Source organism: Bradyrhizobium centrolobii (genome assembly GCF_001641635.1).
GTDB lineage: Bacteria > Pseudomonadota > Alphaproteobacteria > Rhizobiales > Xanthobacteraceae > Bradyrhizobium > Bradyrhizobium centrolobii.
This window is the reverse complement of the sequence record NZ_LUUB01000106.1, coordinates 24918-51477: the sequence shown is the minus strand read 5'-3', so window position 1 is coordinate 51477 and position 26560 is coordinate 24918. Positions and strand designations below refer to the sequence as shown.

Sequence of the window (26560 nt, the reverse complement as noted above, 5' to 3'; positions counted from 1 at the left end):
CTATCCTTCTCTCATTCTGCGGCGACGCCCGAGGACGCTGCGGCAGCCTGCGCGAGTTGCCTAAGAGCGAAGCGCTTCAATTTTCCCGTCTCGGTCTTCGGCAACTGCGTCACAAACTCGATTGCGCGCGGGTACTTGTAGGGAGCGATCTCGCGCTTGACATGCTCCTGCAACTCGGCCGAAAGCTGAGCGTCCGGCGTCACACCCGGCGCGGCAACGACGTAAGCCTTCACGATCATCCCGCGCGCCTCGTCGGGTGCACCGACGACGCCGCACTCGGCGACGGCCGGATGCGTGAGCAGCGCCGCCTCCACGTCCGTGCCGGCGATGTTGTACCCGGCCGACACGATCATGTCGTCGGAGCGCGACTGGTACCAAAAGTAGCCATCGCTATCCATCAGATAAGTATCGCCAGTGATATTCCAGCCGTTCTGGACATATTTGCGCTGCCGCTCATCGGCGAGATAGCGGCAGCCAGTCGGCCCGCGAACGGCGAGCCGCCCCATCGTGCCGGGCGGCACCTCGTTGCCGGCATCGTCGACGATCTTCGCCTCGTAACCCGGCACCGGCTTTCCGGTCGCGCCGGGACGGATCTCGTCCTCCGTCGCACTGATGAAGATGTGCAGCAGTTCGGTCGAGCCGATACCGTCCATCAGCTTGATGCCGGTCGCCTTGAGCCAGGCGTCGAATGTCGGCTTGGGCAGCGTCTCGCCGGCCGAGACGCATTTCCGCAGGGAAGAAATGTCGCGGCCCGCGAGCTTACCGAGCATGGCCCTATATGCGGTCGGAGCCGTGAAGCAGACGGTGGTCTTGTACTGCTCGATCGCCGCCAGCATGTCGTCCGGTGTCGTCTTCTCCAGGACGACGAATGAGGCGCCGATATGCATCGGAAACAGCACGCCGCCAAAGCCGAACGTGAACGCGAGCGGCGCCGAGCCGATGAAACGATCCTTCTGTTCGGCCCGCAAAATATTGCGCGCATAGGCGTCGCACACAGCCAGCATGTCGCGGTGGAAATGCATGGTGCCCTTAGGATCGCCGGTCGTGCCTGACGTGAAGGCGATCAGGCAGATGTCATCTGAGGCGGTGTCGACCGCCCTGAACTCCGGACTTGCATCCGCGATCAACGCCTCGAGCGAGTCCGCCGCGCCGTTGCCCCAATAGACGACGCGCTTGAGACCGGGCGCAGCCGCCTTCGCCTTCTCCATCTCTTCGGAGAGCTTTCCGTCGCAGAGCGCGAGCACGATGTCCGTCTTCTGGATCGGATATGACAGCTCCTTTGCGCGCAGCAGCGGCATCGTCGCCACCACAATGCCGCCGGCCTTGATCACCGCGAGATAGGTCGCGACCATCATGGGATTGTTGGCCGAGCGGAGCAGCACGCGCCCGCCTGTCACCAAACCAAGCTTGCCAACAAGTACATTGGCGATGCGATTCACAAGATCCTGGAGCTCGCGATAGCTGTAGCTGACCGCGGGACTGATGACGCAGGGAGCGTCGCCATGGCCCTGCTCGACCCAGCGGTCGAGGAAGTAGCTGACGCAGTTCAATCGCGGCGGATAGTGCAGCTCCGGCCGCGTGAAGATGAATTCGGGCCACAGATCGCGCGGCGGCAGATGCTGCCGGGCAAATGTATCGACGTGGGCTGTCGCAGCGTTGCCGTCATACGAGCCCGACACTTGAATCTTGGCGGCGTTGGCCATCGCACGCTCCTTTCAGCATGGAAAGCACCCGGCAGCACTATCGGAAAAACATTTTAGGCTTAAAATAATTCGGCGCAATAGTGGATTTTGGGCATCCCGTGCTTTTTCCTGCGGCAAATTGGGATTGAGCGGCTGCCCCGCCCGCGCGCCTAGGCCCGGCGGCGACCGGCCGATTTCTGCGCCGAAGCCTTGGTCTTGGCCAAGAGACGCATCAACTCGCGCACATCCTTCGGCGTCAGATCGGCGAAGAGATCAGCGATCCAGGTCTCGTGTTCCGCAGCCATCCTGCGAAACTCGGCGCGACCGAGTTTCGTGAGCCGGATTACCTGGACGCGGCGATCCGTGTCCGAGGTGCGGCGATCGAGATGGCCGGATTCAACCAGACGCTCGACGAGCCCAGTCACGTTGCCGTTGGACACCATCATGCGCTTGGAGACGTCGGACAGTGTCATGCCGTCGGGCGCCTTGTCGAGCTGCGCCATGAGATCGAAACGCGGCAGCGTGACGTCGAACCGCTGCCTCAGCCGGCCGCGGACTTCCCCCTCGATCAGGGTCGTGCAGGTGAGCAGCCGCAACCACAGCCGAAGCTCTTCGGCATGGTCTTCCGGAAGTTCGACAGCCTTGGTCTCGGAATCGAGCATCTTGGTGCAGTCACAGACGGCTGGCATTGGCGCCGGCACGGATTCACCGATCATTTTGAGCTTCAAATAAATCCACGCCGGCTGCAAGTCCAAACCTGCAACAATCGACCGCAAGCCGAATTCTTTAGGCTTCAAATAATTGGCGCGCCGCTTGCATGCGCGCCGCCTGCAGGATGGCGAACGGCTTGGCTTTGCTTGCCGCGGCAGCCATCATCGGCATAAGCTTGGATTGGAGTAGGCGGCTTGCCGCGCGAGCCCGATAGTCACGGGGACAGATCATGAAGAAGCAATTGACCTTGGCCGCAGCCGCCTTGCTGCTCGGCACCGCGGCGGGTCCTGCCCTCGCCCAGGAGAAGATCAAGATCGGCGTAATCCTCACGCTGTCGGGTCCCGCCGCCGCGCTCGGCCAGCAGGTCCGCGACGGCTTTGCGCTCGCCGTCAAGGACCTCGGCGGCAAGATGGGTGGCCGTGATGTCGAGGTGGTCGTCGCCGACGACGAGCTGAAGCCGGACGCGGCCGTCACCAAGGTCAAGGGCCTGCTCGAGCGCGACAAGGTCGACTTCGTCGTCGGGCCGATCTTCTCCAACATCCTTCAGGCGATCCACCGCCCCGTCACGGAATCGAAAGTGTTCCTGATCAGCCCCAACGCCGGTCCGTCGAGCTACGCAGGTAAGGAATGCAGCCCGTTCTTCTATGTGACGTCCTACCAGAACGACCAGGTGCACGAGATCCTCGGCAAAGTCGCCCAGGACCGCGGCTACAAGCGCGTCTATCTGATGGTGCCGAACTATCAGGCCGGCCGCGACTCGGTGGCCGGCTTCAAGCTCGACTACAAGGGCGAGATCCTCGAGGAGTCCTACATGCCGCTCGGCACGCTGGACTTCCAGCCGGAGCTGTCCAAGATCTCCTCGCTGAAGCCGGATGCGCTGTTCACCTTCATGCCCGGCGGCATGGGCGTCAATCTCGTCAAGCAGTATCGCCAGGCCGGGCTTGCCGACACCGTGCCGGTGCTGTCGGCCTTCACGGTCGACGAATCGACGCTGCCGGCGCAGCAGGATGCCGCGGTGGGCATGTTCGGCGGCGCGAATTGGGCGCCCAATCTCGACAATCCGCAGAACAAGAAGTTCGTCGCCGCCTATGAGGCCGCCTACAACGGCGTGCCCGGCACCTACGCGTTCCAGGCCTATGACGCCGCGATGCTGATCGACAGCGCCGTCAAGGCGGTGAAGGGCGACCTCTCCAAGAAGGACGCCGTCGCGGCGGCCTTGAAGAAGGCTGACTTCACCTCGCTGCGCGGCTCCTTCAAGTTCAACACCAACGGCTATCCGATCCAGGATTTCTACCTGACCAAGGTCGCCAAGCGTCCAGACGGCAAGTTCCAGACCGAGATCGCCCAGAAGGTCTTTGAGAACTACGGCGACCGCTACGCCAAGGACTGCAAGCCGGCGAACTAGCACGGCGCGCAACGAGTTACGGGAGGACATCAATGAAGAGCGAAATCACCGGCATCACGCGGGCCAATGAGGGGATCCAGGGCATTTCCTGGAACATCCTCGGCCAGACCTATGTGCCGAAGAGCTACGCCGAAAACAGCTTCTCCTGGCACGCGACCCTGCCGCCAGGCACGTTCGTGCCGCCGCACATTCATCCCGACCAGGATGAGTATCTCTACATGCTGGAGGGGAAGCTCGACTTCGTGCTCGGCAATTCCGAGGCACAGGCAACCTCCGGCGATCTGATCCGGCTCGGCATGGGGGTGCCGCATGGGATCTTCAACAAGTCGGAGCAGACCGCAAAGGTGCTGTTCTGGGTCTCGCCGAGCCGCAAGCTCTACGAGCTGTTCTGGGGCCTTCACAACATGAAGGAACAGAAGCCGGAGGACGTGGTGGCAATGGCGGCCGAGTTCAACATCCACTTCCTGCCGCCGCCGCCCGGCTAAGCGGCGGGGTTTAAGCGGGCACCGCCGCAAGTCCTGGCACTACGGCGAAGCCGGCCTTAGTGGCATAGCCGCGCACGATCGCCTCGCGCTGGGAATAGCTCAGGACGGTGTCGACATTGTCGAAGCCGTCGGGCGCAAGCTGCTCGACCGCGTCGATGACGCCCTCGGGACCGCCACGCCGGTTGGAGCGGACGATGTCGGCCGTCATCGGCAGGCGCTTCTTCTCGTATTCGACCAGCGCCTGGCGCGGATGCTCGGCGCGCACCAGCGCGTCGGCAAGACAGCGCGCATCGAGGATCGCCTGCGAAGCGCCGTTCGAGCCGACGGGATACATCGGATGCGCGGCATCGCCGAGCAGCGTAACGCGTCCGGACGACCAGTAGGGCAAGGGATCGCGGTCGCAGGTGGGATACTCATAGAATTCGGGAGTCGCCGAGATCAGGCTCCTCACGTCGATATAGGGCACGGAGAAGCGCGCCACATGCGGCATCAGCTCCTCGCGCCGGCCCGGCCGCGACCAGTCCTCCTTGCGCGGCGGCGGGGCGTTGCCCTCGCCGACCTTTACCAGCACCGCCCAGTTCGTGAGGCGGCTCGCCGGGCTCGATCCCTCGGCGATCGGATAGATCACCACCTTGGCGTTGAGGCCACCGGCCACGATCATCGATTTGCCGGTGAGGAACAGCGGCCAGTCGCGCGCACCGCGCCACAGCATCAAGCCGTTCCAGCAAGGCGGCCCCTCGTTCGGGAACAGCGTCTCGCGCACGCGCGAGTGGATGCCGTCGGCGCCGATCAGGATGTCGCCACGCGCGGTATGGACGTGCCCACCCGAACGATCGAAGAAGTAGGCCGTGACACCACCTTCGTCCTGGGTGAAAGCGCCGAGGCGGCAACCGGCGTGGATCGCCTCTGGTCCAAGCCGCTCCTCAACGGCGCGATGAATCACGCCCTGAAGCCGGCCGCGATGGATCGAGAATTGCGGCACGTCGTGGCCGGCGTCGATGCCGCGGGCCTCGCGCCAGACTTCCTGGCCGTGCCGATTGAGGTAATAGAGCTGGTCGGTGCGGATCGCGACCTCGTCGAGCTTCTGCAACAGGCCGAGGCCTGCAAGCTCACGCATGGCGTGCGGCAGCGTGTTGATGCCGACGCCGAGCTCGCGGATGGTATCGGCCTGCTCGAAAATCTCGCAGCCAATGCCGCGCGAGCGCAGCATCAATGCCGTGGTGAGACCGCCGATACCGCCACCGACGATAATCGCCTTCATCGCCCTAACTCCACTCGATACACAGGCAATGGGTTAACGTCGCACGGGCGGTCACTCCGCCGCAAGCGGCTTTGTCGCCTCCGCCTTGAGCTCGGCCCGGGTCTTGGGCTTAGCCTTAATTCTCAGCTCCTCGAGATCCTGCCGGTCGCGCACGCTGTTGCGGAAAATCTGCTCCTTGCCGGGCAGGTATTGCGGCGGACAGAACGTCTCGTCCGCCCCGTACCATGCCGCCGCCTTCATGGTGAAGAAGGGATCGACCAGATGCGGCCGGCCGAGCGCGACGAGGTCGGCGCGGCCGGCGGCCAAAATGGTGTTGGCCTGATCCGCGGTCGTGATGTTGCCGACACACATCGTGGCCACGCGCGCCTCGTTGCGAACCTGGTCGGAGAACGGTGTCTGGAACATGCGGCCATAGACCGGCTGCGCATCGCGCACGGTCTGTCCGGTCGAGACGTCGACGAGGTCGACGCCGGCCTCGGCAAAGGCGCGCGCGATTACGACGGCGTCGTCGCCGGTGATGCCGCCCTCCGCCCAATCGGTTGCGGAAATGCGCACCGACATCGGCTTCTGCGACGGCCACACCACCCGCAGCGCCTCGAAAACCTCGAGCGGGAAGCGCAGGCGGTTGGCAAGCGAGCCGCCATATTCGTCGGTGCGGGTGTTCGTCAGCGGCGAGATGAAGCTTCCAAGCAGATAGCCGTGGGCGCAGTGAAGCTCCAGCATGTCGAAGCCACAGCGTTCGCCGCGCTCGGCTGCCGCAACGAAGGCGTCTCTCACGGCTGCCATTCCGGCGCGATCGAGCTCGCGCGGCAACTGGCTGTCGGGGAAGTAAGGCAGCGGCGATGCCGAGAACACCTCCCAGCCGCCCTCCTCCAGCGGCCGGTCCATGCCGTCCCACATCAGCTTTGTCGCCCCCTTGCGGCCGGCATGTCCCAGCTGCAGGCAGATCTTCGCAGCCGAATTGGCGTGGACGAAATCCACGATGCGCCGCCAGGCGGCCTCCTGCTCGTCGTTCCACAGGCCTGCACAGCCAGGCGTGATCCGGGCGTCGCGGCTGACGCAGATCATCTCCGTGAAGATCAGGCCGGCGCCCCCGATCGCGCGCGATCCGTAGTGCACCAGATGGAAATCGGTCGGCAGGCCCTCTTTTGCCGAATACATGCACATCGGCGACATCACGGCGCGATTGGCAACCTCCATCTCGCGCAAACGGAACGGCTGGAATAGCGGCACCTGCGGCTTGTCGGTGTCCACATCGAAGCCGCTGCCGCGAACCCGCTTGGCGAACGACTTGTCGACCTCGTCGACGAAATCAGGCGCGCGAAGCTTGAGATTGTCATAGGTGATCGCCTTCGAGCGCGTCATCACGCCGAAGGCGAACTGCACGGGATCGAACTCCCAGAAGCGGTCGACATGCTCGAACCAGACCAGCGAGACGTCGGCGGCGTGCTGCGTCTTCTCCACCTCCTCGCGGCGGCCGTGCTCATAGAGCGCGAGCGCGGCCGTGACGTCGGGCGCGGCTTTCATCGCCTCGGCAAGCGCGATCGCGTCCTCCATCGCGAGTTTCGTACCCGATCCGATCGAAAAATGCGCGCTCGCCTTGGCATCCCCAAGCAGCACCATGTTGTCCTTGACCCAGCGCTTGCTGCGGATCATCGGGAAGTTGCGCCACATCGAGCGGTTGGTGAGCAGCTGATGGCCGTCGAGGAACCAACCAAAAATCTCGGCCATCCGTGCGGCGGACTGGGTCTCGTTCAGCCCCGTCAGTCCCGCGCGCTCGAACGTCTGCGGATCGGTCTCGAAAATCCAGGTCGAACGACCGGCCTCGTATTGATAGGCGTGGGCGATGATGGGTCCCCACTCCGTCTCCTGGAAGATGAAGGTGAAGGCATCGAGCGGCTTGGTCGAGCCCATCCAGGCGAACATATTGGTGCGAACGTCGACCTCCGGCTGGAAATGATCGACATATTTCTCGCGGAAGCGACTGTTGATGCCGTCGGCAAGCAGAATCAGATCGGCGTCGGCGAAGCGGGACTCGTCATCGATATCGACTTCGAAACGCAGGTTGACGCCGAGCTCGCGCGCCCGCTCCTGGAGGATCAGGAGCAGCTTGCGCCGCGAGCAACCGCAAAAGCCGTTACCGCCGACCCGATGCACCGTGCCGCGGAAATGCACGGCGATGTCATCCCAATAGGCAAATTCCTGGGTGATGCGGCGATAGCTCGGAAGATCGTGCTTCTCGAAATTGTCGAGCGTTGCGTCCGAGAACACCACCCCAAAGCCGAACGTGTCGTCGGCCCGGTTGCGCTCATACACCGTGATCTCGGCGCTCGGGCGTTGCTTCCTAAGCAGGATTGCAGCGTAGAGACCCGCAGGTCCGCCACCGATGATCGCGACTTTCATGGGGAGCCTCGCCAATCTACCCGGCCAGGAAATTATTTTAACCCTAAAATAATTTCTGGCAAGTCCCCGTTTCCGTGCTGGTGGCGACCAGGAGCCGCCGGCTCAGTCGCCCCTGGAGACCGGTTTGACCTTGTTGGCGAAGGCCACGAAAGCCCGCTCGAAATCGGCCGTCGTCATGCAGAGAGCCTGTGCCACGGCTTCCGCCTCGATCGCCTCCTCGACCGACATCGCCCATTCCATGGCCAGCATCCGCTTGGTCATTGTGTTGGCGAACGTCGGACCTTCCGCGACCTGCTTGGCCAGCACCTGCGCCTGCGGCAGCACCTGCTCCGGCGTGACGATACGGCTGAAGAAGCCCCAGCGCTCGCCCTCCTCCGCAGTCATGAACCGGCCGGTGTAGAGCAGCTCGGAAGCACGGGACTGTCCGATGATCCGCGGCAGGATCGCGCAGGCGCCCATGTCGCAGCCGGCAAGCCCCACCTTGTTGAACAGGAACGCGACCTTAGTCCCGCTCGCCGCGAGCCGCATGTCAGACGCCATGGCGATGATCGCACCGGCGCCGGCGCAGATGCCCTCGACCGCGGCGACGATCGGCTGGGGGCACGCCCGCATCGCCTTGACGAGATCGCCGGTCATCCGCGTAAAGGCAGTCAGCCCCTTGGTATCCATTTTCACGAGCGGACCGATAATCTCGAACACGTCGCCGCCCGACGAGAAATTGCCGCCAGCGCCGGTGACGACGATGGCTTTGACCGCGTCGTCGAACGCGCAGGCGCGGAAGAAATCGGTAAGCTCCCGGTAGCTCTCGAAGGTCAGCGGATTCTTCCGTTCGGGACGATTGAGCGTCACGGTAGCAACACCGTCGACCACGGCCAGCAGGAAATTCTGCGGCGAATAGTCCGCGAGCGGCACGGTCACGGGATTGGCTGGTCTGCTCATGCGATCTCCTTACCTTCCTTGTTCCGCGCCTGTGCCGCGCACGCTAGATCTCGCCACCGGCCACGGCAATCGCCTGCCCGGTGATCGCGCCGGCCCCCTCGCCGCACAACCAGAGCACGGCATCCGCCACTTCTTGAGGCGCTATCAGCCGTCCCTGCGGATTGTGGCGCGCCAGCTCGGCAATAGCCTGTTCGCGGCTTCGCCCCGTCTTCTTCATGATGTTTTCGATGCTGCCGGCGACTAGATCAGTATCGGTGAAGCCGGGACACACCGCATTCACGGTCACGTTGCTGCCAGCCATCTCAAGGGCGAGCGAACGGACGAGACCAATCACGGCATGCTTGGCCGCACTGTACGCGCTGACATAGGCATAGCCCTTGAGCCCGGCCGTCGATGCCACCGCGACGATGCGGCCATAGGGACGATCCTTCATCCCCGGCAGCACGCCATGGATGGCGTGGACCACGCCCATGAAATTGACGTCCATCATGCGCGCAAAAAGGGCGCTGTCCGATTTCGCGAACGGAGCGGATTCGGCGCTGCCCGCGTTGGCGATCAGGATATCGATCGGCTGCCGCGCACTCGCTTCGGCGATGGCAGCTTTCAGCGCCGCCTCGTCCGAAACGTCGGCAACGGCTGCAAAATGCGCCGCTCCCCCACTGACCGCCTCTTCAAGAGTGGCAGCATACCGGCCAAGCACCGTCACGGTTGCACCTGCCCCGACTAGGGAGGCCGCTATCGCGCGACCGATGCCGCGACCGCCACCGGTCACTAGCGCGTGCGGCAAGTGCGGCAATCCGGACATGCGCTGGACTCCTGGGATCTGCTGATCGCCCCTCGATATATTTTAACCTTCAAACTTTTGCAACGAAAGCGCCGATCGACGTCGCGAACGCCCACACGCGCGAGACCGGCCCGAAAATTGCTTTAAGTATAAAATTATCTCTTCCCATCCCCTGCAGGCCTGTTAGCATCTCAGGGCCAAGCAAAAGGATGTCGCGTGTCGCAGCCTGGGCCGATGATAACAAGGGACGGACGCTTCGCCTATGAAGCCGCGGGCGCACCGGGCGCGACACCCTTGATTTTCCTGCATGGCATTGGCGGCGCGGCGCGGGCATGGCGGCATCAACTCACGACATTCAGCGACCGCTTTCGCGCAATCGCGTGGGACATGCCGGGCTATGGCGGATCAGCGCCGCTTGCCAGCGTCAGCATTGCTGCCCTGGCGAATGCCCTTCAGCAATTCATTGAGCAGATCGGCGAGGCAAATCCTGTTCTCGTTGGACATTCGATCGGCGGCATGATCGTGCAGAAATTGCTGGCTCAGTCCCCTCGACCGGCGCGCGCGGTCATTCTGGCGCAGACCAGCCCGGCCTTCGGCAAGGCTGACGGCGACTGGCAGAAATCGTTCATCGCAGCGCGGCTCGGGCCGCTCGATCGCGGTGAGACGATGACGTCCCTGGCGCCCTCCCTGGTGAAGGAGCTTGTGGGCGACGAGCCCGATGCGAAAGGGATGGAGCTCGCACGCGATTGCATGGCCGGCGTGCCAGAGGCGAGCTATCGCGCCATGATGCTGGCCCTGATCGGATTCGATCAGCGCAGCACGCTGAAGGACATCTCCGTACCGACGCTGCTGCTGTCCGGCTCCAAGGATAACAACGCCCCGGCGGCGATGATGGCGAAGATGGCGACCTACATTCCGGCAGCTAAATATGTCGAGTTGGCCGGCGTCGGCCATCTCGCTAACCTCGAGCGCCCTGATGCTTTCAATGAGGCTCTTGGTGGGTTCCTCGAGTCCGTCGTGCCCCGCACAAAGGTGACTGCACAATGACCATGCAAGTCAGCAAGACCATTGGTACGACCGACAAGCTTGCCCTGGATCCGCCGATCTTTGATCCCGTCGCATTTCATCTGAGCGATGAGCAGGCTGCTATCATCACGCGCGCGAGAGAGATTGGCCAGAGCGTGTTTGCCGGCCGCGCCGCGGCCTATGATCGCGAGGCAACGTTCCCGACCGAGAACTATCGCGATCTGCATCGCGTCGGCCTGCTCGGCGTTGCCGTTCCCAAGAAGCACGGCGGACTTGGCGCCAACTACCAGACCTATGCCTTGGCGGCGGCCGAGATCGGCCGCTATTGCGGCGCAACCGCGCTCACCTGGAACATGCATGTCTGCTCGACCCTGTGGTCGGGCCCGCTCGCCGACGATCTCGACATGGACGCCGCAACGCGCGCGGAGCACGAGCGGCGGCGCGCCATCCACTACAAGCGCATCGTCGAGGACGGCGCGATCTACTCCCAACCCTTCTCCGAGGGTGGTGCTGCGGCCGCGGGCGGGGTCGCCTTCGGCACGGAAGCAAAGCCCGTGGCGGGCGGCTGGATCATCAACGGCAAGAAGATATTTGCATCGCTCTCCGGCCATGCGGACTATTACGGCGTGCTCTGTACCGAGATCGAGGAAGGTGAGAAGGCATCGCGCCGCAACACCCTTTACCTGGCGATACCCGCAAAATCGCAAGGTGTTTCCGTCGTCGGCGACTGGGATCCGCTCGGCATGCGCGGCACAGTTTCGCGGACGCTCCTGTTCAAGGATGTCTTCGTCCCCGAGGACGCCGCCCTGATGCCGCGCGGCGTCTACTTTCAGGCCGCGATGCGCTGGCCGCACATGTTCCTGACGCTGTCGCCGACCTATATGGGCCTCGCGCAAGCGGCCTATGATTTCACCGTGCGCTATCTGCGCGGCGAGGTGCCGGGCATGCCGCCGGTCAAGCGCAGGATGTATCCGACCAAGCAGATCGCGGTCGCGCAGATGCAGATCAAGCTTGAGCAGATCAAGGCGGTCTGGTTCCAAGCGGTCACGGAGGCCCGCGCCAATCCGAGCAAGGAGCAGGTGCTGCGCGCCTATGCGGCGCAATATTCGGTGATGGAAGGTGCCAATGAGCTCGCGGCCCTGGCGATTCGCACCTGCGGCGGCCAGGCCATGCTCCGATCGCTGCCGCTGGAGCGCATCTATCGCGACAGCCGCTGCGGCTCGCTGATGCTGCCCTGGACGGCCGAGCTTTGCCTCGACCGTATCGGCCGCGAGGCGCTCTACGAGGCCGGAGAAACGGACGATTGACGGTGGATCTCTGCAGTCTGATCGAACGCAACGCGGCATTTTCGCCAGACAAGACCGCCATCGCCTTCGAAGGGGAAAAGCTGAGCTATGCTGCGTTTGCCGCACGCATTGAACGGACGGCCAACGCATTGAAGAAGGAGCTCGGCGTCGGCCGAGGCGACCGCGTCGCGATCCTGAGCCTGAACCGGCCGGACTACCTCGTTCTGCTCTACGCATGCGCTCGGCTTGGCGCGATTCTGGTGCCCCTGAACTGGCGTCTGGCCGTCGCCGAACAGCTCTTCATTCTCACCGATGCAGGCGCCAAGGTTCTGGTGCTCGAGCAGGCTCTTGATGGGCTTCTTCCAGAACTGGAGCGCACTTCGCCCGGAATAGCCATCATCGGGCTGGATTTCACGCCGCCTCGTGGCAACACATTCGAAATTCTGGTGGCATCCGGCGAGGCTGGCGGCCGCAACCCGCATACCGATCTCTCCTGCCCGCTGCTCATCGTCTACACGTCGGGGACGACGGGACGACCGAAAGGCGCGGTGCTGCGCCAGGAGGCGCTGTTCTGGAACGGCGTCATGAGCCAGCACATGCACAACATGACGTCAGACGATCACGTGCTGACCGTGCTGCCGTTCTTCCATGTTGGTGGGCTCAACATTCAGACCACGCCGGCGCTCCAGCTCGGCGCAACCGTCACGGTCCACGCCCGCTTCACCGCGGATACGGCCCTCGCCGCCATCGCGCGCGATCGGCCGACACTGACGGTAATGGTGCCGGCGATCATCCAGGCGGTCAGCGATCATCCGGCCTGGATGACAACCGACCTTTCGTCACTGAAAGCTGTCGCCACCGGATCGACCATCGTGCCGCCGCATCTGATCGATCGTTTCGTCGCACGCGGCGTTCCGGTCCTTCAGGTCTACGGCTCGACGGAAACCTGCCCCATTGCGGTCTACACGCGGCTTGGCGGAGATCTGTCGCGCGCGGGATCGACCGGTCTTGCCGGCCTGTGCTGCGAAGCAAAGGTGATCGATCAAGCCGGAGCCAAGGCATCGCCTGGCACGCCCGGTGAAATCGCAGTGCGCGGCCCCAACGTGTTCTTCGAATATTGGGGCAATGAGGGCGCGACGCGCGATGCGCTGCACGATGGCTGGTATCGTACCGGCGATATCGGCCTGTGCGACGCAGATGGCTATTTCTGGGTCCGCGACCGCAAGAAGAACATGATCATTTCCGGCGGCGAGAACATCTATCCCGCCGAGGTCGAGCGAGTGTTGCTGGAACATCCTGATGTGAGCGAATGCGCCGTGATCGGCCGGCCCGACCCGCGCTGGGACGAGGTACCCGTTGCCTATGTGATCCGGCGATCCGGCTGCCTGCTCGAGGCGAACCAGTTGATCGCACATATGCAGGCCCAGCTCGCCCGCTACAAAATTCCGCGCGATATCATCTTCGTCTCGGACTTGCCGCGCACGGCGCTGGGCAAGGTCCAGCATTTCCTGCTGAAGCAGCTTGATGCGCGATCGCGCGCGCAAGGAGAAGCATCTTGAAGATTGCGGTTCTGGGCGGCGGCAATGGTTCTTTCGCGGCCGCTGGCGACTTTGCGCTATCCGGGCACGAAGTCCGGCTTTGGCGTCGCGATGCAGATCAAGTCGCCGCACACCGCGCCGCCGGCTCTCGCATCCTGGTGAAGGATCACAACGGCCGTCACGACACCAAGCTTGCGCTGGTCACGACCGACATCGCCGAGGCCGTCGGCGGCGCCGAGCTGGTCCTGTGTCCTGCCCCCGCCTTTGCGCAGCCCGATATTGCCCGCCTGCTTGCCCCGCACCTGCGAGACGGCCAGGTCGTATTTCTACCGCCAGCCACGTTCGGCTCGATGATCTTCGCCCGGGCTGCGCGGGATGCTGGCAATCGCGCCAAGGTGAGTTTTGCCGAAACCGGCACGCTGCCCTGGTTGACCCGCAAACACGGGCCGTTCGAGGTCGCGATCACCATCCGCGCCAAACGGCTGCCTGTCGGCGTATTTCCGCTCGATCAGGCGCCGCGTGCGCTCGAAGTGATTGGACGCGCCTTCCCTGGCGTCATCGAGCCGTGCGGAGACGCGCTCTCGGGCGCGCTAATGAATGCAGGCCCCATCATTCATCCGCCTCTGATCGTGATGAATGCGGGCCCGATCGAACATTTCGAGCGGTGGGACATTCATAAGGAGGGAACGCAAGCCTCGATCCGGCGGGTCACCGATGCCCTCGATGCCGAACGAATTGCGGTGCGCGAAGCGTTCGGGTATGGCGCGCCGCACTTCCCGCTTGCCCATCATTACGCGAGGGAAGGCGAGATCTGGATGTACGGTCGCGGCTCGCATGATCGCCTGACCGACTCCGGCGACTGGCGCGAGAGGATCGTTCTCACCGAGCACCGCTACATGCGCGAGGATTTACGGCTGGGGCTTTCGCTATTGGTTTCCGTCGCAGGCCTCGCGGGTGTGGCCACGCCGCTTGCCCGCGCTCTTCTCGCGATCGGTGGTGCGATCTGCGGCGAGGATTTCGCGAAAGGCGGCCGGACGCTTGAAACGCTGGGCCTCGGCAATCTCAACAAGGCCGAATTGCAAAAGCTCCTGCGCGAAGGATTTGATTGATGACGACCCGCGCCAAGATCGCCTGTCTCGGGGCCGGCCGCATGGGGCGCGGCATTGCTGTCGCCTTCGCCTATGCGGGACACACGGTCAAGATGATCGACATCAAGGCCCGCTCCGGGGAGGACTTCGCCAAGCTGGAGGCCGACGCCCTGGATGAGGTCAGGAAGACATTCGTCGGTCTGGCGAGCCTGGGGCTGCTTACCGAGGTTGATGTCGGCCCGCTTATCGCGCGTGTCTCGGTGGTGCCGGCCAACCAAAGCAATGCGGCGCTATCCGATGCCGGCATGGTTTTCGAAGGCGTTCCTGAGGTTGTTGAGCTCAAGCGCGAAGTCCTGGCATTAGCCTCACGTCAGGTCGGCCCCGAGACGATCATTGCGTCCACGACGTCCACGATCCTCGTCGATGATCTTTCCGGCGCGATCGTAGATCCCCGACGCTTCCTCAATGTGCATTGGCTCAATCCGGCCTATCTGATCCCGCTGGTCGAAGTTTCACCCGGCGCGGCAACCGACCCTGCCATCGTTGACGCGGTCAAGAGGCTGCTCGAAGGGATCGGCAAGGTCCCCGTCGTCTGTGCGGCAACACCCGGCTTCATCGTCCCGCGCATCCAGGCGCTTGCTATGAACGAAGCTGCACGCATGGTCGAGGAAGGCGTCGCCAGCGCTGAGGACATCGACAAGGCGATCCGCTACGGCTTTGGCTTCCGCTATGCCGTGCTAGGGTTGCTCGAATTCATCGACTGGGGCGGCGGCGACATTCTCTACTACGCAAGCCGTTATCTCGAAGGCGCACTCCGCAGCGACCGCTATCGCGCGCCGGACGTGATTTCACGCAACATGCGCGAGGGCCGAATCGGCCTGCGAACAGGCGCCGGCTTCCTCGATTATTCCGGCCTCGACGTCGACGCCTATCGCGTTGAGCGGCTCAAGGCCATGGTCGACCTGCTCCGGCACTTCGGCCTGGCCCGGCCACCTGTGCTCGATCGCAGCTAGCCAAAGACGTCCTGGAGCACGCCTTCCCGCACGACTGCGACCCCATCGAGCTCGATGGTGGTTCCCATCATCGGCAGGTCAAAATGGCCCGCCGTGTAGCGACCAGCGAATTCGTTCGCCCCGGTCGAGAACAGGAAGTTGCCGGAGACGGCGCGCAGCTCGGTGCCATTGGTGTCGCGCTGGTCGTACATCGACAATGCCTCGTAGCGTGCACCCGGGTTCATGCCGAAGCCGACATGCGAAACCGCATAGGCTTCGCGATCGCCCCAGGCGGCCAGATAGGTGCGCATCATCGCGGCATCCGTGCCCTCACCTTCGAGCTCAACCACATAGTCGTCCTTCAGCGTCATCTTCACCGGCGACGTCAGGTAACGCTTGAAGGTCAGATTGATGTCGCCCGGCGCCATCACCAGCGTGCCGTTGATCGTTCCGCTCTTGGGAAAGCTGACGACAATGCCGCCGGGCCAGTGCGCGAGCGTGCCGGGCTTGTCGGTCCAGCCCCAAACGCCGACCGTCGAAGCTCCCACCATGTCGACGTCCAGCGCCGTGCCGGCCTTCGATGTGACCCGCATCCGTTTCGTTCCGCGCAGCATCCTGGCGGCGGCCCGAACGCGCTTTTCCAGCGCCGGATCCGGCACCATCCGTTCCAGCGCCTCTGGATGCTCGTTGGAGATCACCAGGATGCGCGCGCCGGCCTTCAGGATCTCGGGCGTTTCCACCGCGTGCATCAGGCCTTCGATGGTGCAATCCACCACAAACCCGGCCTGCTGAAGCGCGGTGACGACAGGCGCCAGCCGCTGAATCGCCTCGCTCGCCCCTGTCGAGCGAACCGGCACGACATGGCGGTTGCGCGGGGTCGGCACGACCACATGGAACGGCCGCGCGCCCATGCGTAGCAAGGCGAGCTCCGCCAGATGCACATTCAGTGCGCGCGACTGGGTTTCCGAGAGGATGGCGGCAGTATCGCCGGCCTTGACGGCGCATCGCTCGAAGATCTCGCAGAATGCGTCGATCCATTTTGCCTCGATGCGATCAGCCAGCATGGTTCACTCCCGGTGTTGCGGTTTCTTGTTCGGTCAGATCACGCTTCGGGGAAGCCCCGTAAAAGGTACGATCGCACGGCCCCCAACAGGCCATTCAGGATCAACCCCAGCAGCGAGATCGTGATCAGCGGCACGAACATGTCGACGGCCTGGAACGTACGCGCCGCCGTGACGAGGACATGGCCCAGCCCGTCCGTCGACGTGATCATCTCGGCCAGAAACACCACGATGCAGGAGATGACAAGGCCGATCCGGCATCCGGTCAGGATCGACGGCATCGCCGCCGGCAGCACCACCTTGAAGAGGATTTCGTAGCGCGGCGTTCCCGCTGCCATGGCCGACCAAATCAGCTTCTGCTCGACGGTCGACGCGCCGTAGTAGGTCGAGAGCAAAATGGGGAACAATGCGTCCGCGGCCACCAAGGTGATCTTCGATCCGTGGCCGAAGCCGAGCAGCAGCAGAAGCGCGGGATAGAGCGCGACCTTTGGCAACGGCGCCAACACCCGTACGATCGGCCGGACCATGGCATTGATCGCCGGACTGGCCGCGGCCGCGATGCCGATGCTGACGCCGAGCACGACCGCAATTGCAAAGCCGGCAAACAGCCGGATCAAGGTCGCCACGATCTCCTGCTGGAACGTTGCTGTCACGAGTTGCTGGAGCAGGCGACCAAAAACGTACCCGGGCGGCGGCAGCAAGGTCACCGGCGCAACACCGGATGACACGAGGCCCTGCCACACTGCGATCAGCAGCCCGATCGGCGCGAGCCCAAGGACGACGTTTGACGGGAGGATGCGCGATGTCATGAGAAGCTCAGCGGCATATCGAACTGAGGCTCAGACCAGCGCACGAGCCTCGCGCGGACGCGCTCGAATATCGCATCAAGGCCAATTCCCATCGCTCCCACAATGATGATCATCGCGAAGACGGTGTCGTATTGCCCCATGTCGAGCGCATTGAAGAGGATGTTGCCGGCCCCGGACTGACGGGCGATCATCTCACTGGTGATCATCGTGATCAGTGCCAGCACGAGCCCGGTGCGGCACCCGGTCAGGATCTCCGGCAGCGCTGCCGGCAGAACGATCCTGACCATACGCTGGATGGCGGAAAGCCCCATCGCCGCTCCTGACCACAGCATCTTCTCCTCAACCGCCTTGGCGCCCTCGAAGCTGTGATAGATGACCGGGAGGCTGACGCCGAGGAAGATAACCAGCGTCTTCGTGATGTCGCCCACACCCAGCCACAACATGATGATCGGCATCAGCGCCGCCTTCGGCACAGGGTAGATCACCATCAGGAGTGGGTTGAAGAAAGCTGCAACCGCCCGGCTGCGGCCCATCATGAGGCCCAGCGGGATCGAGACAAGCACGGCCACGCCAAACCCGATCGCCATGCGGCGGAGCGATGCCATGATGTTGATCAGCGCTTCCTTGTCACCGAGGATAGCCGGGATCGCGCGCATCGCCTCGACCGCGGTCGGAAAGCTGTCGTTCTTCAATGCCAGAGCGGCGACCTGCCACAGCGCGAGCACCCCGATGCAGGCAAGCACCGGAGCAGCACGTCGGACTAGGGCGGTCGGCGGCATCATGAGGTCGATCCGGCTTCGTCGCTCTCGTCGAACATGCGCTCGATATCGACGACGTATTTTTGGTAGCGCGGTTCGAGCAATAGCTCGTTGCGGCGGCGCGGCCTTGGCAGATCGACGTCGATGACCTGCCGAATGCGGCCGGGAGACTTCGACATCATCACGACCTTGTCCGACAGAAAGACGGCTTCGTCGACCGAATGAGTCACGAATAACACGGTCTTGCGGTCGCGTTCCCAGATGTTCAGCAGGTCGTTCTGCAGGCGCGTTCGGGTATGAGCGTCAAGCGCGCCGAACGGCTCGTCCATCAGCAGGACTTCCGGATGATAAGCGAGCGTTCGGGCCAGCGCGACGCGCTGCTTCATGCCGCCCGAGAGTTCCTTGGGATAGAAGTTCTCGTATCCCTTGAGACCGACCATCTCGATCAGCCCGCGGCTCTGCGCTTCCGCCTCGCTAGCCCGCACCCGTTGCTGACGCGGCCCGTACATCACATTGCCCAGCACCGTCTTCCATGGAAACAGCGCAAATTCCTGAAACACCGGTCCGCGATCCGGGCCTGGCCCGGTGATCGTCTTCCCCTTCATCTTCGCCGCGCCATCGGTAGGGCTGACGAAGCCGCCGACGATGTAAAGCAGCGTGGACTTGCCGCAGCCGGACGGACCCAGGATGGAGACGAAGGCTCCCTCGTCGATCGTCAGGGAGATGTCCGATAGTGCCAGATGATCCTTGCGCGCCGACGTCTGGAATATCTGCGAGACGCGGTCGATCTCGATGATCGCAGAAGCCGCCTTTCGTATCGCCACGGGCTCCGTCATTTCGCTCGATCTCGAAGGCGGCACCTTCATCCCGTCTCTCGCCTCACTTACGTGCGAATATCGCGCGACCGGCCTGCTGAATGTCCTCCTTCAGCGGCACGAGCTTAGCAAGAAACCTGCCAAACGAGTCACTGTTTCCGCGGGGAGCGCGACGCGTCATTCGAACCAAGGCCATTCTGCCGGGCCCTCATGCGTAACGGCGCCACCCGGAGCCTGTCCAACCAGCCGCGCGTACTTCGCAAGCGCTCCGGCCCGATGGCGTGGCGGCCGCGGTTTCCAATCCCGTTGTCGCGCCGCGAGTTCCTGCTCGTCGACCAGCAGATCCATGCGGCGGCCGGCCGCGTCAATCCGGATCCTGTCACCTTCGCGAACAAGCGCCAACGGGCCTCCCACGAAGGCTTCAGGAGACACGTAGCCGATGCACATGCCGCGAGTCGCGCCAGAGAACCGCCCATCCGTGATCAAGGCAACCTTTTCGCCCATGCCCTGTCCATAGATCAGCGCAGTGACGCCGAGCATCTCGCGCATGCCGGGACCGCCGACCGGCCCTTCATTGCGGATCACCAAAACCTCACCCGCCTTGTAGCTGCGCTTGCGCACGGCTTCGACGCAGGACTCCTCGTCCTCAAAAACGCGTGCCACACCTTCGAAAAACTGGCTCTTCAGTCCTGCGACCTTGATCACCGCGCCGTCGGGACAAAGGCTTCCTTTCAGCACTGCCACGCCGCCATCGGGCATGATCGGCGCACGTGCCGGATGGACGACCTCGCCATCGGGCGCATTGGCCGCGCCATATTCTTCGGCGATCGTACGCCCAGTGACGGTCAGGCAGCTGCCATCGATGTGCCCACCTTGAATCAGCTCACGGATCACGACAGCCGCGCCGCCGATATCGTACACGTCCTTCGCCGTGTACTTGCCCCCGGGCCGCAGATTTCCGATCAGCGGCGTTCTGGCAAAGACCTCGCCGACATCATCGATCGTGAGCGAGATGCCGGCTTCGTTCGCGATCGCCGGCAAATGCAAAGCGGCATTGGTCGAGCCGCCAGTTGCAGCGACGATCGCGGCGCCGTTCTCCAGGGATTTCCGCGTCACGATGTCGCGCGGCAGCGGCCCTCCGCGTTCCAGCATCTCCATGACCAGCCGGCCAGCGCGTCGCGAGATCTGCGCGCGTTCGGCGTAGACGCCTGGCACCATCGAGACGTTGGGAAGGGTGAGGCCCATCGCCTCAGACACCATCCCCATCGTGTTCGCGGTGAACTGGCCGGCGCAAGATCCGATGGTCGGCAAGCAAGCGCGCTCGATCCGTTCGAGCGTAACTCCGTCGAGCTCCCCGGTCATGAAGCTGCCGACGGCTTCATATGAGTCGAGCACGGTCAGTGTCCGCCCGTCGAGACGACCCGGCAGCGCGCTGCCGCCATAGATGAAGATGGATGGCACGTTGCAGCGAACCATTCCCATCATCACCCCGGGCAGCGTCTTGTCGCAGCCGCCGAACCCGATCAGCGCATCGTAAGCGAGGCCATGGACGACAGCCTCAATCGAGTCGGCGATCAGCTCGCGCGAAAACAAGGAGAACTTCATCCCCTCGTGATTCATGCTGATGCCGTCGGACACCGACACGGTCGAAAACTCGCGCGGCGTACCACCGGCTTCCTCGATCCCGGCCTTGGCCGCGTCTACCTGGAAGTCATGGGTCATGTTGCAGGGCGTCTGCTCGCCCTTCATGCTGACGACGCCCACCATCGGCTTGGCAAGAGCCGCGTCGTCCAGCCCCATCGCACGCATGAACGCGCGATGTGGCGCCCGGTCAAGGCCGTCTCTCGTGACTCGTGATCGCAATTTCTTCATACGTGCATCATCTTCATGCGACGTCCCGGATATGTCGGGACGTCGCGATCTCCTTGATCAACGAACGGTCTGATCGCCTATTGCATCGGCGCGACGATCGTCGGGTGCTTGAACTGCGCGACATCCAGTTTCGGCAACATTCCCGTCTCCGCGTAGATGTCCAGCATCTTCTGGATAGCGGGAAAGTTCGGCGCGGCGCCAGGGTCGCGGCCGAAATCATTGTCCTTGAGCAGATAGGTCTCGAGCACCGGAATGGGCGCCTTCAAAACCTCCGAGACCACCTTCACGGTCTCTTCGCGGTTCGCCAGCGCCTTCTTCATCCCTGAGGTGATATCGCGCACATAGGCCTTCACCAGTTCCGGGTTCTTGTCGACGAAATCAGCACGGCAGGCTTCCAGAATGTGCACGATGTTCGGCATGGCCTGCGACAGCGAGAACAGTTTACGCGTGCCACCCTTTGCTTCCGCGCGCGCGGCAAACGGCTGGTTCATGTTGACCGCATCCACCCGGCCCTGGCGCAGCGCATCCTCGGAGACGGCAAATCCGACCTCGACCAGCTTGATGTCCTTGGCCGGATCGACGCCGTTCTGTTTCAGGAGCATATTGAACGGCCCTTGCGTGCCGCCTCCGATCACGGAAATGCCGACCGTTTTGCCCTTGAGGTCGGCGATCGTCTTGATCGGCGAGTCGTCCATGACGGCCCAGTAGACCGAGAACCCGCCGGGCTTCTCGAAGACATGCTGCGCCACGATGTAGGCCTTGAGATTGCCGCCGACCACGCCATTGGCGAGCGAGAGTGGCGCCTGCGTCGCGCAATCCAGCGCGCCGGCCGCGAGCGCCTGCGTCATCGGCGCGGTGCCCTGGAATTGGGTCCATTCGATGTTGTAGGTCTTGCCGATATCGGGAAATTCGGCTGGCCTGCGCATCATCCAGTACTTGGACTCCTCGGCCGGGATCGTCCAGCCGACGCGGATCGTCTGCTGCGCCTGCGAGGGGCCTGCGCCCGCTGTCACGGCCGCTGCCGCCCCCAATGCCAGGATCCACGTCGAAACGGTTCGCATCGTGCCCACTCCGCTGCTCCGGCACCGACTGGCGCCACCCAACCCGACCGACCCAAATGTTTCATGGTTCAAACAATCAGGCAAGCCATGCACGCCGGCCCGATTTCCCCGCAAGCTCTGCGATGTATGGTAGCGCCGCGGTCGCGCGGCAGTGCGCTGCGACAGAAGGAGGCAACCAATGGCTGAACCGAGCAGAGCAAACCCGCAGAGCGTCGAAAGGCTCGGCTATATCGGCCTCGGTCTTATGGGGACACCCATGACCCGGCGCCTGCTCGATGCCGGTTATCAGGTCACCGTCTGGAACCGCTCGCAGGGCAAGGTAACCCCGCTCGTCGAGGCCGGCGCCAGAAGCGCAACCACGCCGCACGACGTCCTGGCGAGCTCGGACATTGTCTTCATGTGCGTGACGGATGCCGCTGCCGTGGAAGAGGTGATCTTCGGTCCTGAGGGACTTGCAGCGGCACCCGGCGCAGGCAAGCTCGTGGTCGATTTCTCCTCGATCCATCCGGATGCCGCACGCGACCTGGCCGGCCGTCTGAAAGCTGCGAACGGCGCGGGCTGGATCGACGCGCCGGTATCGGGCGGCACCAAGGGCGCGGAGGAAGGAACGCTTGCGATCATGGCCGGCGGAGAAGCCGGCGATATCGAGAGGGTCCGGCCTTACGTGCTGGCGATGGCGCGCAGGTTCACCCACATGGGCCCAACGGGAGCGGGCCAGACCACGAAGCTCTGCAATCAGGTGATCGTCGGATGCGCGATGGCCGTCCTTGCAGAGGCGACGCGCCTTGCCGTGAACGCCGGAATCGACGCCGGCCGGTTGCCCGAGGCGCTCGCCGGCGGCTTTGCGGATTCGATTCCGCTTCAGCTCTTTGTGCCGCGGATGGTTCAGGGCATCCACTCGCCGCCGCTCGGCCACATCGCGACGATGCTCAAGGATCTCGACACAATCGCCGACGTCGCCCAGGCAACATCAACGCCCGTGCCGATGGCCACGCTGGCAGGTCAGCTTTTCAGGCTGGCTAAATCCGCACGAGGCGCCGATGCGGACGCCCTGGAGATCTACAAGCTTTCGGCGGCGGATCGCTGAGTCGACGTGTCTCATGGTGATTTTTTGCGTTCATCGTCGGTGATGAACCGGCCATACGTTCCTCGCGCAAAGAGCAGCGACTCTTTCGAATTGTAGGCGTAGGCCTCGACGGCGCCCAGAAAGATCACGTGATCGCCGCCATAGTACCGATTGACGGAACGGCATTGAAAATTGGCGACGCTTTCGGTGAGAACCGGAGCATTGCCGAGCCCGGGGGTCCAGTCGACGCCGGTAAACTTGTCGTCGGAGGAATTGGCGAATTTGTTCGCAAGCGCCTGCTGCGAAGCGCCAAGCACGTTGACGGTGAAATGGCTGGCGTTCTGAAACACGGTCAGGCTCGAGGAATAGACAACGAGGCTCCAGAGAACCAAAGGCGGATTCAGGGAGACCGAGGCGAACGAGTTGCACGTCAAACCATAGGGTTTGCCGTCCGGAGCTGCAGCCGTGATAATCGTCACGCCCGTTGCGTAGGTGCCGAGCGCATTGCGGAAATCGCGGGGATCGATCGGCGAGTTGTCGCTCGCAAATTCGTTGGCGGGATCGGGTACGGCCGGATGCTTTGGTAGATCATTCATCGACCGGCCTCACAACGTGAGATTCTCGGACGGCAGGCCCAGCGCCACGCGTCCATAGTTGGTCCCGGCCGCATCGAAGTTGAACGCGAGATGCGAGTTGATCGCGTGTGCATCACGGAACTGCCGTTGCAGCACTCCCGTCGTAAACAAGCCGCGCGCTCCGCTCGCGGCAAACAACATCGAGACCGCGTCGGTGCACAGATTGACCGAGAAGGCGCCGTCGCGCCGATACCTGGTCTTGACGGCCATGTCGGGAATAGAGCCACGCCGCGCATCCTCCATGGCCTCGACACAGGCCGAACGCATGATCCGACGCGCAGCGTCGATCTTGGCCGAGGCTTCTGCGATCTTGACCTGGGTGCTTTGGAAGTCGCTCAGCTTGGCGCGGTTGTAGGTCGATATGCGATGCCGGACGACTTCGACATAATCGTCCAGACATGCCTGCGCATTACCAAGCGCGACGCCGGACAAGACGTAGGGAAACAGCGAAAACACGGGTAGCGTGTACAGCGGATTGGGATTGACCCTGCTTCCCGGCGTGCGGCCGCCAGCGAGGTCGCCGACGGCGACCGTCATGTGCTCGGCGACGAAGGCGTCCCTGACTTCGACGTCGCATGAGCCGGTTCCGCGCAGCCCGGCGACATTCCAGGTATCGAGAACCCTGTAGTCGCCTTTGGGGAGCAGAAAGATCCGGTATTCGATGCCGTCCGCCTCATCGTCGGAAGAGACGATGCTTGCGAGCATGTTCCATTCAGAGGAGGCAACGCCCGACGAGAACGACCAGCTTCCGTGCAGCCGGTATCCACCTTCTACCTTCCTGGCTCGGCCGGCGGGAAAGATGAACGACGACGCAATCAGCGTGTCCGGATCCTTGCCCCAGACCAGATCCTGCGCCTTCGGCTCGAACATGCCGAGCATCCAGTGGTGGCTTGCCAGATTTCCAAGATTCCAGGCAACGGATGCATCCGCCTGGCCGAGCAGGTCGGCGCAGTCGATCAGGGCAACATAATCCAGCTCGGCGCCGCCGACTCGCTTGGGCTGGAGCATCCGAAACAGGCCGGCCTCGTGCAGATCCTGCTCGGTCTCCGGCGGCAGGTGCCGCAGCTCTTCGGTCCGGGCCGCGCGCTCGCGCAATTGCGGCAGGAGCGCCCGGGCGCTTGCGATCATTGTCGCGTAGGCGCGCTCGTTGGTATCCGGCCCCGCGGGCTGGCCCGTGCTCGGCTTTTGACCAGGCGCCATCTTGTCCCTCGCTTCGAGATATTTATGCGGCGGGAACCTCACCAAATCAAGCTGACGCAGGGTTAACGCTACGCAAACCACTGCCTGCAATCAGGGCAAGTGCGCTGTTCAGACCGACGTCGGGACTTTGCGCGAACCAAAAGCGCCCTTCTGGACCAGCTCCCCGATCCGCCGCTCGTCATAGCCAAGCGTCTCCCGCAAGACGTTCTCAGTATGCTCGCCCAACAGCGGCGCGGCAACGGGATCAACCGCCCCGGTCACACTCATCGTGATCGGCGACTCGATGTTGGGCACCCATTCTGCCGTGCGATGCGGAATCCGGCTCAAGCGCTGGCGCTCGCGCGCCTCGGGCGCATTGAATCCCTCCTCGACGGTGCGGAGATAGCCGACCGGAATGTTGGCGAGCTTCATCTTCGCCATCCAGTTCTCGAGGCTGTCGCTTGCAAAGACCTCCGCGATGGCCGCACGCAGGAGTTCCTTGTTTTCTGACCGTGCCTTCCGTGTGGCGAACTGCGGATCGGTGATGAGATCAGACCGGTTCAGCACCTCGACCACCAGCCGGCGATAGAGCCGATCGTTGGCGCAGGCCATATAGAGCGGCCCGTCCGATGCCTCATAGACGCCGACCGTGGGAGATCCGCTCGGCGAGTTGCCGAACCGTCCGGGGTTCTGACCGTTGATCAGATAGGCCATGCCATAGAAGCCGGTCATCGCCATCGCGATGTCGAACAGAGCAACCTCGACATGCTGCCCGCGGCCAAGCCGGTCCCGTGCCAGCAGGGCCAGCAGGATCGCATTGCATGCGGCCATGCCCGTTGCCATGTCGACGATGGGCGGGCCGGTGCGGACCGCGGGGCCGTCCGCGAACCCGTTGAGCGACATGAAGCCGCTTTCTGCCTGGGTGATGGGATCGAAACCGGGACGCGAGGCAAACGGTCCGCTGCGTCCGTAGGCCGAGATCGAGCAGTAGACCAGCCGGGGATTGGCCGGCGCCACCGCCTCATAGTCGAGGCCGAATTTCTTCATGACCCCACTCGAGAAATTCTCGACGACCACATCCGCCTTGCGGATCAGATCCCGCGCGACCTCGCGCGCCTCCGGCACACCAAAGTCGAGCGCAATGCCGCGCTTGTTGCGGTTCAAGCTGAGATAGGCAGCGCTTTCGCCTCCGATTTCGGCGTGCTCATAGGCACGCGTGTCGTCACCGCCATCCGGATTTTCGATCTTGATGACGTTCGCTCCGAAGTCCCCAAGCGTCTGCGTGCAGGCCGGACCAGCAACCACCCGCGTGAAATCCACGACCAGGAGGCCATCAAGTGCGCTGGGCCCTCCCGTCGCCCGCGGTGAACGTTCCGGCAATTGAGGCTTGGTGGACATGGGCAGCGCTCCCTACATCGGCTTGTGCTCGCCGAATTTCTTGCATGGGAAACTTAAAGCCCGGCGTCGCCAACTTCGCAAGTGCCTCGGCTTGGTCGGTTTGAAAACGCAAAAGAGGCCCGGCAGCCATCAAGCTGTCGGGCCTCTTCAAGATGGTAATCCTTAGTCACGCAAGGCCAACGAGTTGTTCGCGCCGGCTACAGCGGACCGGCTTTCCGCGATACGGAAACAAGACCCCACCGTCTGCTCATCTCAGCCACTTTCGCCAATAGAGCGCATCTGTCCCATCCGATACGTCGCCCCCTC

The 26560-nt window shown here is 63.4% G+C and carries 23 protein-coding genes; 8 read left to right on the top strand and 15 right to left on the bottom strand.

All coding sequences use genetic code 11. From position 1 onward, the window contains the following. Positions 1 to 11: 11 nt before the first annotated feature. On the bottom strand, positions 12 to 1703 hold the full coding sequence (locus AYJ54_RS38275) for a benzoate-CoA ligase family protein (protein WP_063707513.1): 1692 nt from the start codon (positions 1701 to 1703) through the stop codon (positions 12 to 14). 149 nt (positions 1704 to 1852) lie between these two features. Next, the gene (locus tag AYJ54_RS38270) at positions 1853 to 2371 is read right to left on the bottom strand and encodes a MarR family winged helix-turn-helix transcriptional regulator (RefSeq protein ID WP_063707813.1); all 519 of its coding nucleotides are present in this window, start codon (positions 2369 to 2371) and stop codon (positions 1853 to 1855) included. A gap of 251 nt (positions 2372 to 2622) precedes the next feature. Between AYJ54_RS38270 and AYJ54_RS38265 the strand changes: the two genes are divergently transcribed. Together AYJ54_RS38265 and AYJ54_RS38260 are read left to right on the top strand one after the other, a co-directional pair. Next, a complete protein-coding gene (locus tag AYJ54_RS38265; RefSeq protein WP_063707511.1) occupies positions 2623 to 3798 on the top strand; it encodes an ABC transporter substrate-binding protein in 1176 nt (391 codons plus the stop codon). 32 nt (positions 3799 to 3830) lie between these two features. Beyond that, the gene (locus AYJ54_RS38260) at positions 3831 to 4283 is read left to right on the top strand and encodes a cupin domain-containing protein (RefSeq protein ID WP_063707509.1); all 453 of its coding nucleotides are present in this window, start codon (positions 3831 to 3833) and stop codon (positions 4281 to 4283) included. 10 nt (positions 4284 to 4293) lie between these two features. Here AYJ54_RS38260 and AYJ54_RS38255 read toward each other — a convergent pair whose 3' ends face one another. The 4 genes from AYJ54_RS38255 to AYJ54_RS38240 form a co-directional block, all read right to left on the bottom strand. After that, positions 4294 to 5544: a flavin-dependent oxidoreductase gene (locus AYJ54_RS38255; protein WP_063707508.1), complete on the bottom strand. Its 1251-nt coding sequence runs from the start codon at positions 5542 to 5544 to the stop codon at positions 4294 to 4296. 51 nt (positions 5545 to 5595) lie between these two features. Next, a complete protein-coding gene (locus AYJ54_RS38250; protein ID WP_063707506.1) occupies positions 5596 to 7947 on the bottom strand; it encodes a bifunctional salicylyl-CoA 5-hydroxylase/oxidoreductase in 2352 nt (783 codons plus the stop codon). A 102-nt stretch (positions 7948 to 8049) separates the two neighbouring features. Further along, positions 8050 to 8886 (bottom strand): enoyl-CoA hydratase family protein, encoded by an 837-nt coding sequence (locus tag AYJ54_RS38245; RefSeq protein WP_063707504.1) that lies wholly within the window; start codon positions 8884 to 8886, stop codon positions 8050 to 8052. Between the two features lie 43 nt (positions 8887 to 8929). Next, positions 8930 to 9691 (bottom strand): SDR family NAD(P)-dependent oxidoreductase, encoded by a 762-nt coding sequence (locus AYJ54_RS38240; RefSeq protein WP_063707502.1) that lies wholly within the window; start codon positions 9689 to 9691, stop codon positions 8930 to 8932. Between the two features lie 213 nt (positions 9692 to 9904). Between AYJ54_RS38240 and AYJ54_RS38235 the strand changes: the two genes are divergently transcribed. From AYJ54_RS38235 to AYJ54_RS38215, 5 genes are read left to right on the top strand one after another with little or no spacing between them, the layout of a single operon-like run. Continuing rightward, complete coding sequence (locus AYJ54_RS38235) at positions 9905 to 10717, top strand: alpha/beta fold hydrolase (RefSeq protein ID WP_063707500.1); 813 nt, start codon at positions 9905 to 9907, stop codon at positions 10715 to 10717. Beyond that, the gene (locus tag AYJ54_RS38230) at positions 10714 to 12003 is read left to right on the top strand and encodes an acyl-CoA dehydrogenase family protein (protein WP_063707499.1); all 1290 of its coding nucleotides are present in this window, start codon (positions 10714 to 10716) and stop codon (positions 12001 to 12003) included. Before AYJ54_RS38235 ends, AYJ54_RS38230 begins: the two co-directional genes overlap by 4 nt. Before the next feature lie 2 nt (positions 12004 to 12005). Beyond that, on the top strand, positions 12006 to 13541 hold the full coding sequence (locus tag AYJ54_RS38225; RefSeq protein ID WP_063707497.1) for a class I adenylate-forming enzyme family protein: 1536 nt from the start codon (positions 12006 to 12008) through the stop codon (positions 13539 to 13541). Then, positions 13538 to 14629 (top strand): NAD/NADP-dependent octopine/nopaline dehydrogenase family protein, encoded by a 1092-nt coding sequence (locus tag AYJ54_RS38220; RefSeq protein WP_063707496.1) that lies wholly within the window; start codon positions 13538 to 13540, stop codon positions 14627 to 14629. The genes AYJ54_RS38225 and AYJ54_RS38220 overlap by 4 nt, the downstream gene beginning before the upstream one ends. Beyond that, complete coding sequence (locus AYJ54_RS38215; protein WP_063707494.1) at positions 14629 to 15621, top strand: 3-hydroxybutyryl-CoA dehydrogenase; 993 nt, start codon at positions 14629 to 14631, stop codon at positions 15619 to 15621. Before AYJ54_RS38220 ends, AYJ54_RS38215 begins: the two co-directional genes overlap by 1 nt. Here AYJ54_RS38215 and AYJ54_RS38210 read toward each other — a convergent pair. The 6 genes from AYJ54_RS38210 to AYJ54_RS38185 all read right to left on the bottom strand — a co-directional run bounded on the left by AYJ54_RS38210 (position 15618) and on the right by AYJ54_RS38185 (position 21976). Beyond that, complete coding sequence (locus AYJ54_RS38210) at positions 15618 to 16664, bottom strand: 2,5-dihydroxypyridine 5,6-dioxygenase NicX family protein (RefSeq protein WP_063707470.1); 1047 nt, start codon at positions 16662 to 16664, stop codon at positions 15618 to 15620. The genes AYJ54_RS38215 and AYJ54_RS38210 overlap by 4 nt on opposite strands. A gap of 38 nt (positions 16665 to 16702) precedes the next feature. Further along, positions 16703 to 17470, bottom strand: coding sequence for an ABC transporter permease (locus AYJ54_RS38205; RefSeq protein WP_063707464.1), 768 nt, complete (start codon positions 17468 to 17470; stop codon positions 16703 to 16705). Continuing rightward, a complete protein-coding gene (locus AYJ54_RS38200) occupies positions 17467 to 18252 on the bottom strand; it encodes an ABC transporter permease (RefSeq protein WP_063707463.1) in 786 nt (261 codons plus the stop codon). The genes AYJ54_RS38205 and AYJ54_RS38200 overlap by 4 nt, the downstream gene beginning before the upstream one ends. Further along, positions 18249 to 19094, bottom strand: coding sequence for an ABC transporter ATP-binding protein (locus AYJ54_RS38195; protein WP_063707461.1), 846 nt, complete (start codon positions 19092 to 19094; stop codon positions 18249 to 18251). The genes AYJ54_RS38200 and AYJ54_RS38195 overlap by 4 nt, the downstream gene beginning before the upstream one ends. 126 nt (positions 19095 to 19220) lie before the next feature. Next, positions 19221 to 20915 (bottom strand): dihydroxy-acid dehydratase, encoded by a 1695-nt coding sequence (gene ilvD, locus AYJ54_RS38190; RefSeq protein WP_063707460.1) that lies wholly within the window; start codon positions 20913 to 20915, stop codon positions 19221 to 19223. A 77-nt stretch (positions 20916 to 20992) separates the two neighbouring features. After that, positions 20993 to 21976, bottom strand: coding sequence for an ABC transporter substrate-binding protein (locus AYJ54_RS38185; protein ID WP_063707812.1), 984 nt, complete (start codon positions 21974 to 21976; stop codon positions 20993 to 20995). Between the two features lie 178 nt (positions 21977 to 22154). On the opposite strand from AYJ54_RS38185, the gene AYJ54_RS38180 reads away from it, so the two are divergent. Then, a complete protein-coding gene (locus tag AYJ54_RS38180) occupies positions 22155 to 23063 on the top strand; it encodes an NAD(P)-dependent oxidoreductase (protein WP_063707458.1) in 909 nt (302 codons plus the stop codon). Between the two features lie 11 nt (positions 23064 to 23074). Here AYJ54_RS38180 and AYJ54_RS38175 read toward each other — a convergent pair whose 3' ends face one another. From AYJ54_RS38175 to AYJ54_RS38165, 3 genes are all read right to left on the bottom strand, one after another. Continuing rightward, the gene (locus tag AYJ54_RS38175) at positions 23075 to 23638 is read right to left on the bottom strand and encodes a flavin reductase family protein (protein ID WP_063707456.1); all 564 of its coding nucleotides are present in this window, start codon (positions 23636 to 23638) and stop codon (positions 23075 to 23077) included. Positions 23639 to 23647: 9 nt separating this feature from the next. Continuing rightward, positions 23648 to 24877, bottom strand: coding sequence for an acyl-CoA dehydrogenase family protein (locus AYJ54_RS38170; protein ID WP_063707454.1), 1230 nt, complete (start codon positions 24875 to 24877; stop codon positions 23648 to 23650). Between the two features lie 108 nt (positions 24878 to 24985). Continuing rightward, a complete protein-coding gene (locus AYJ54_RS38165) occupies positions 24986 to 26254 on the bottom strand; it encodes a CaiB/BaiF CoA transferase family protein (protein ID WP_063707453.1) in 1269 nt (422 codons plus the stop codon). Between the last annotated feature and the right edge of the window lie 306 nt (positions 26255 to 26560).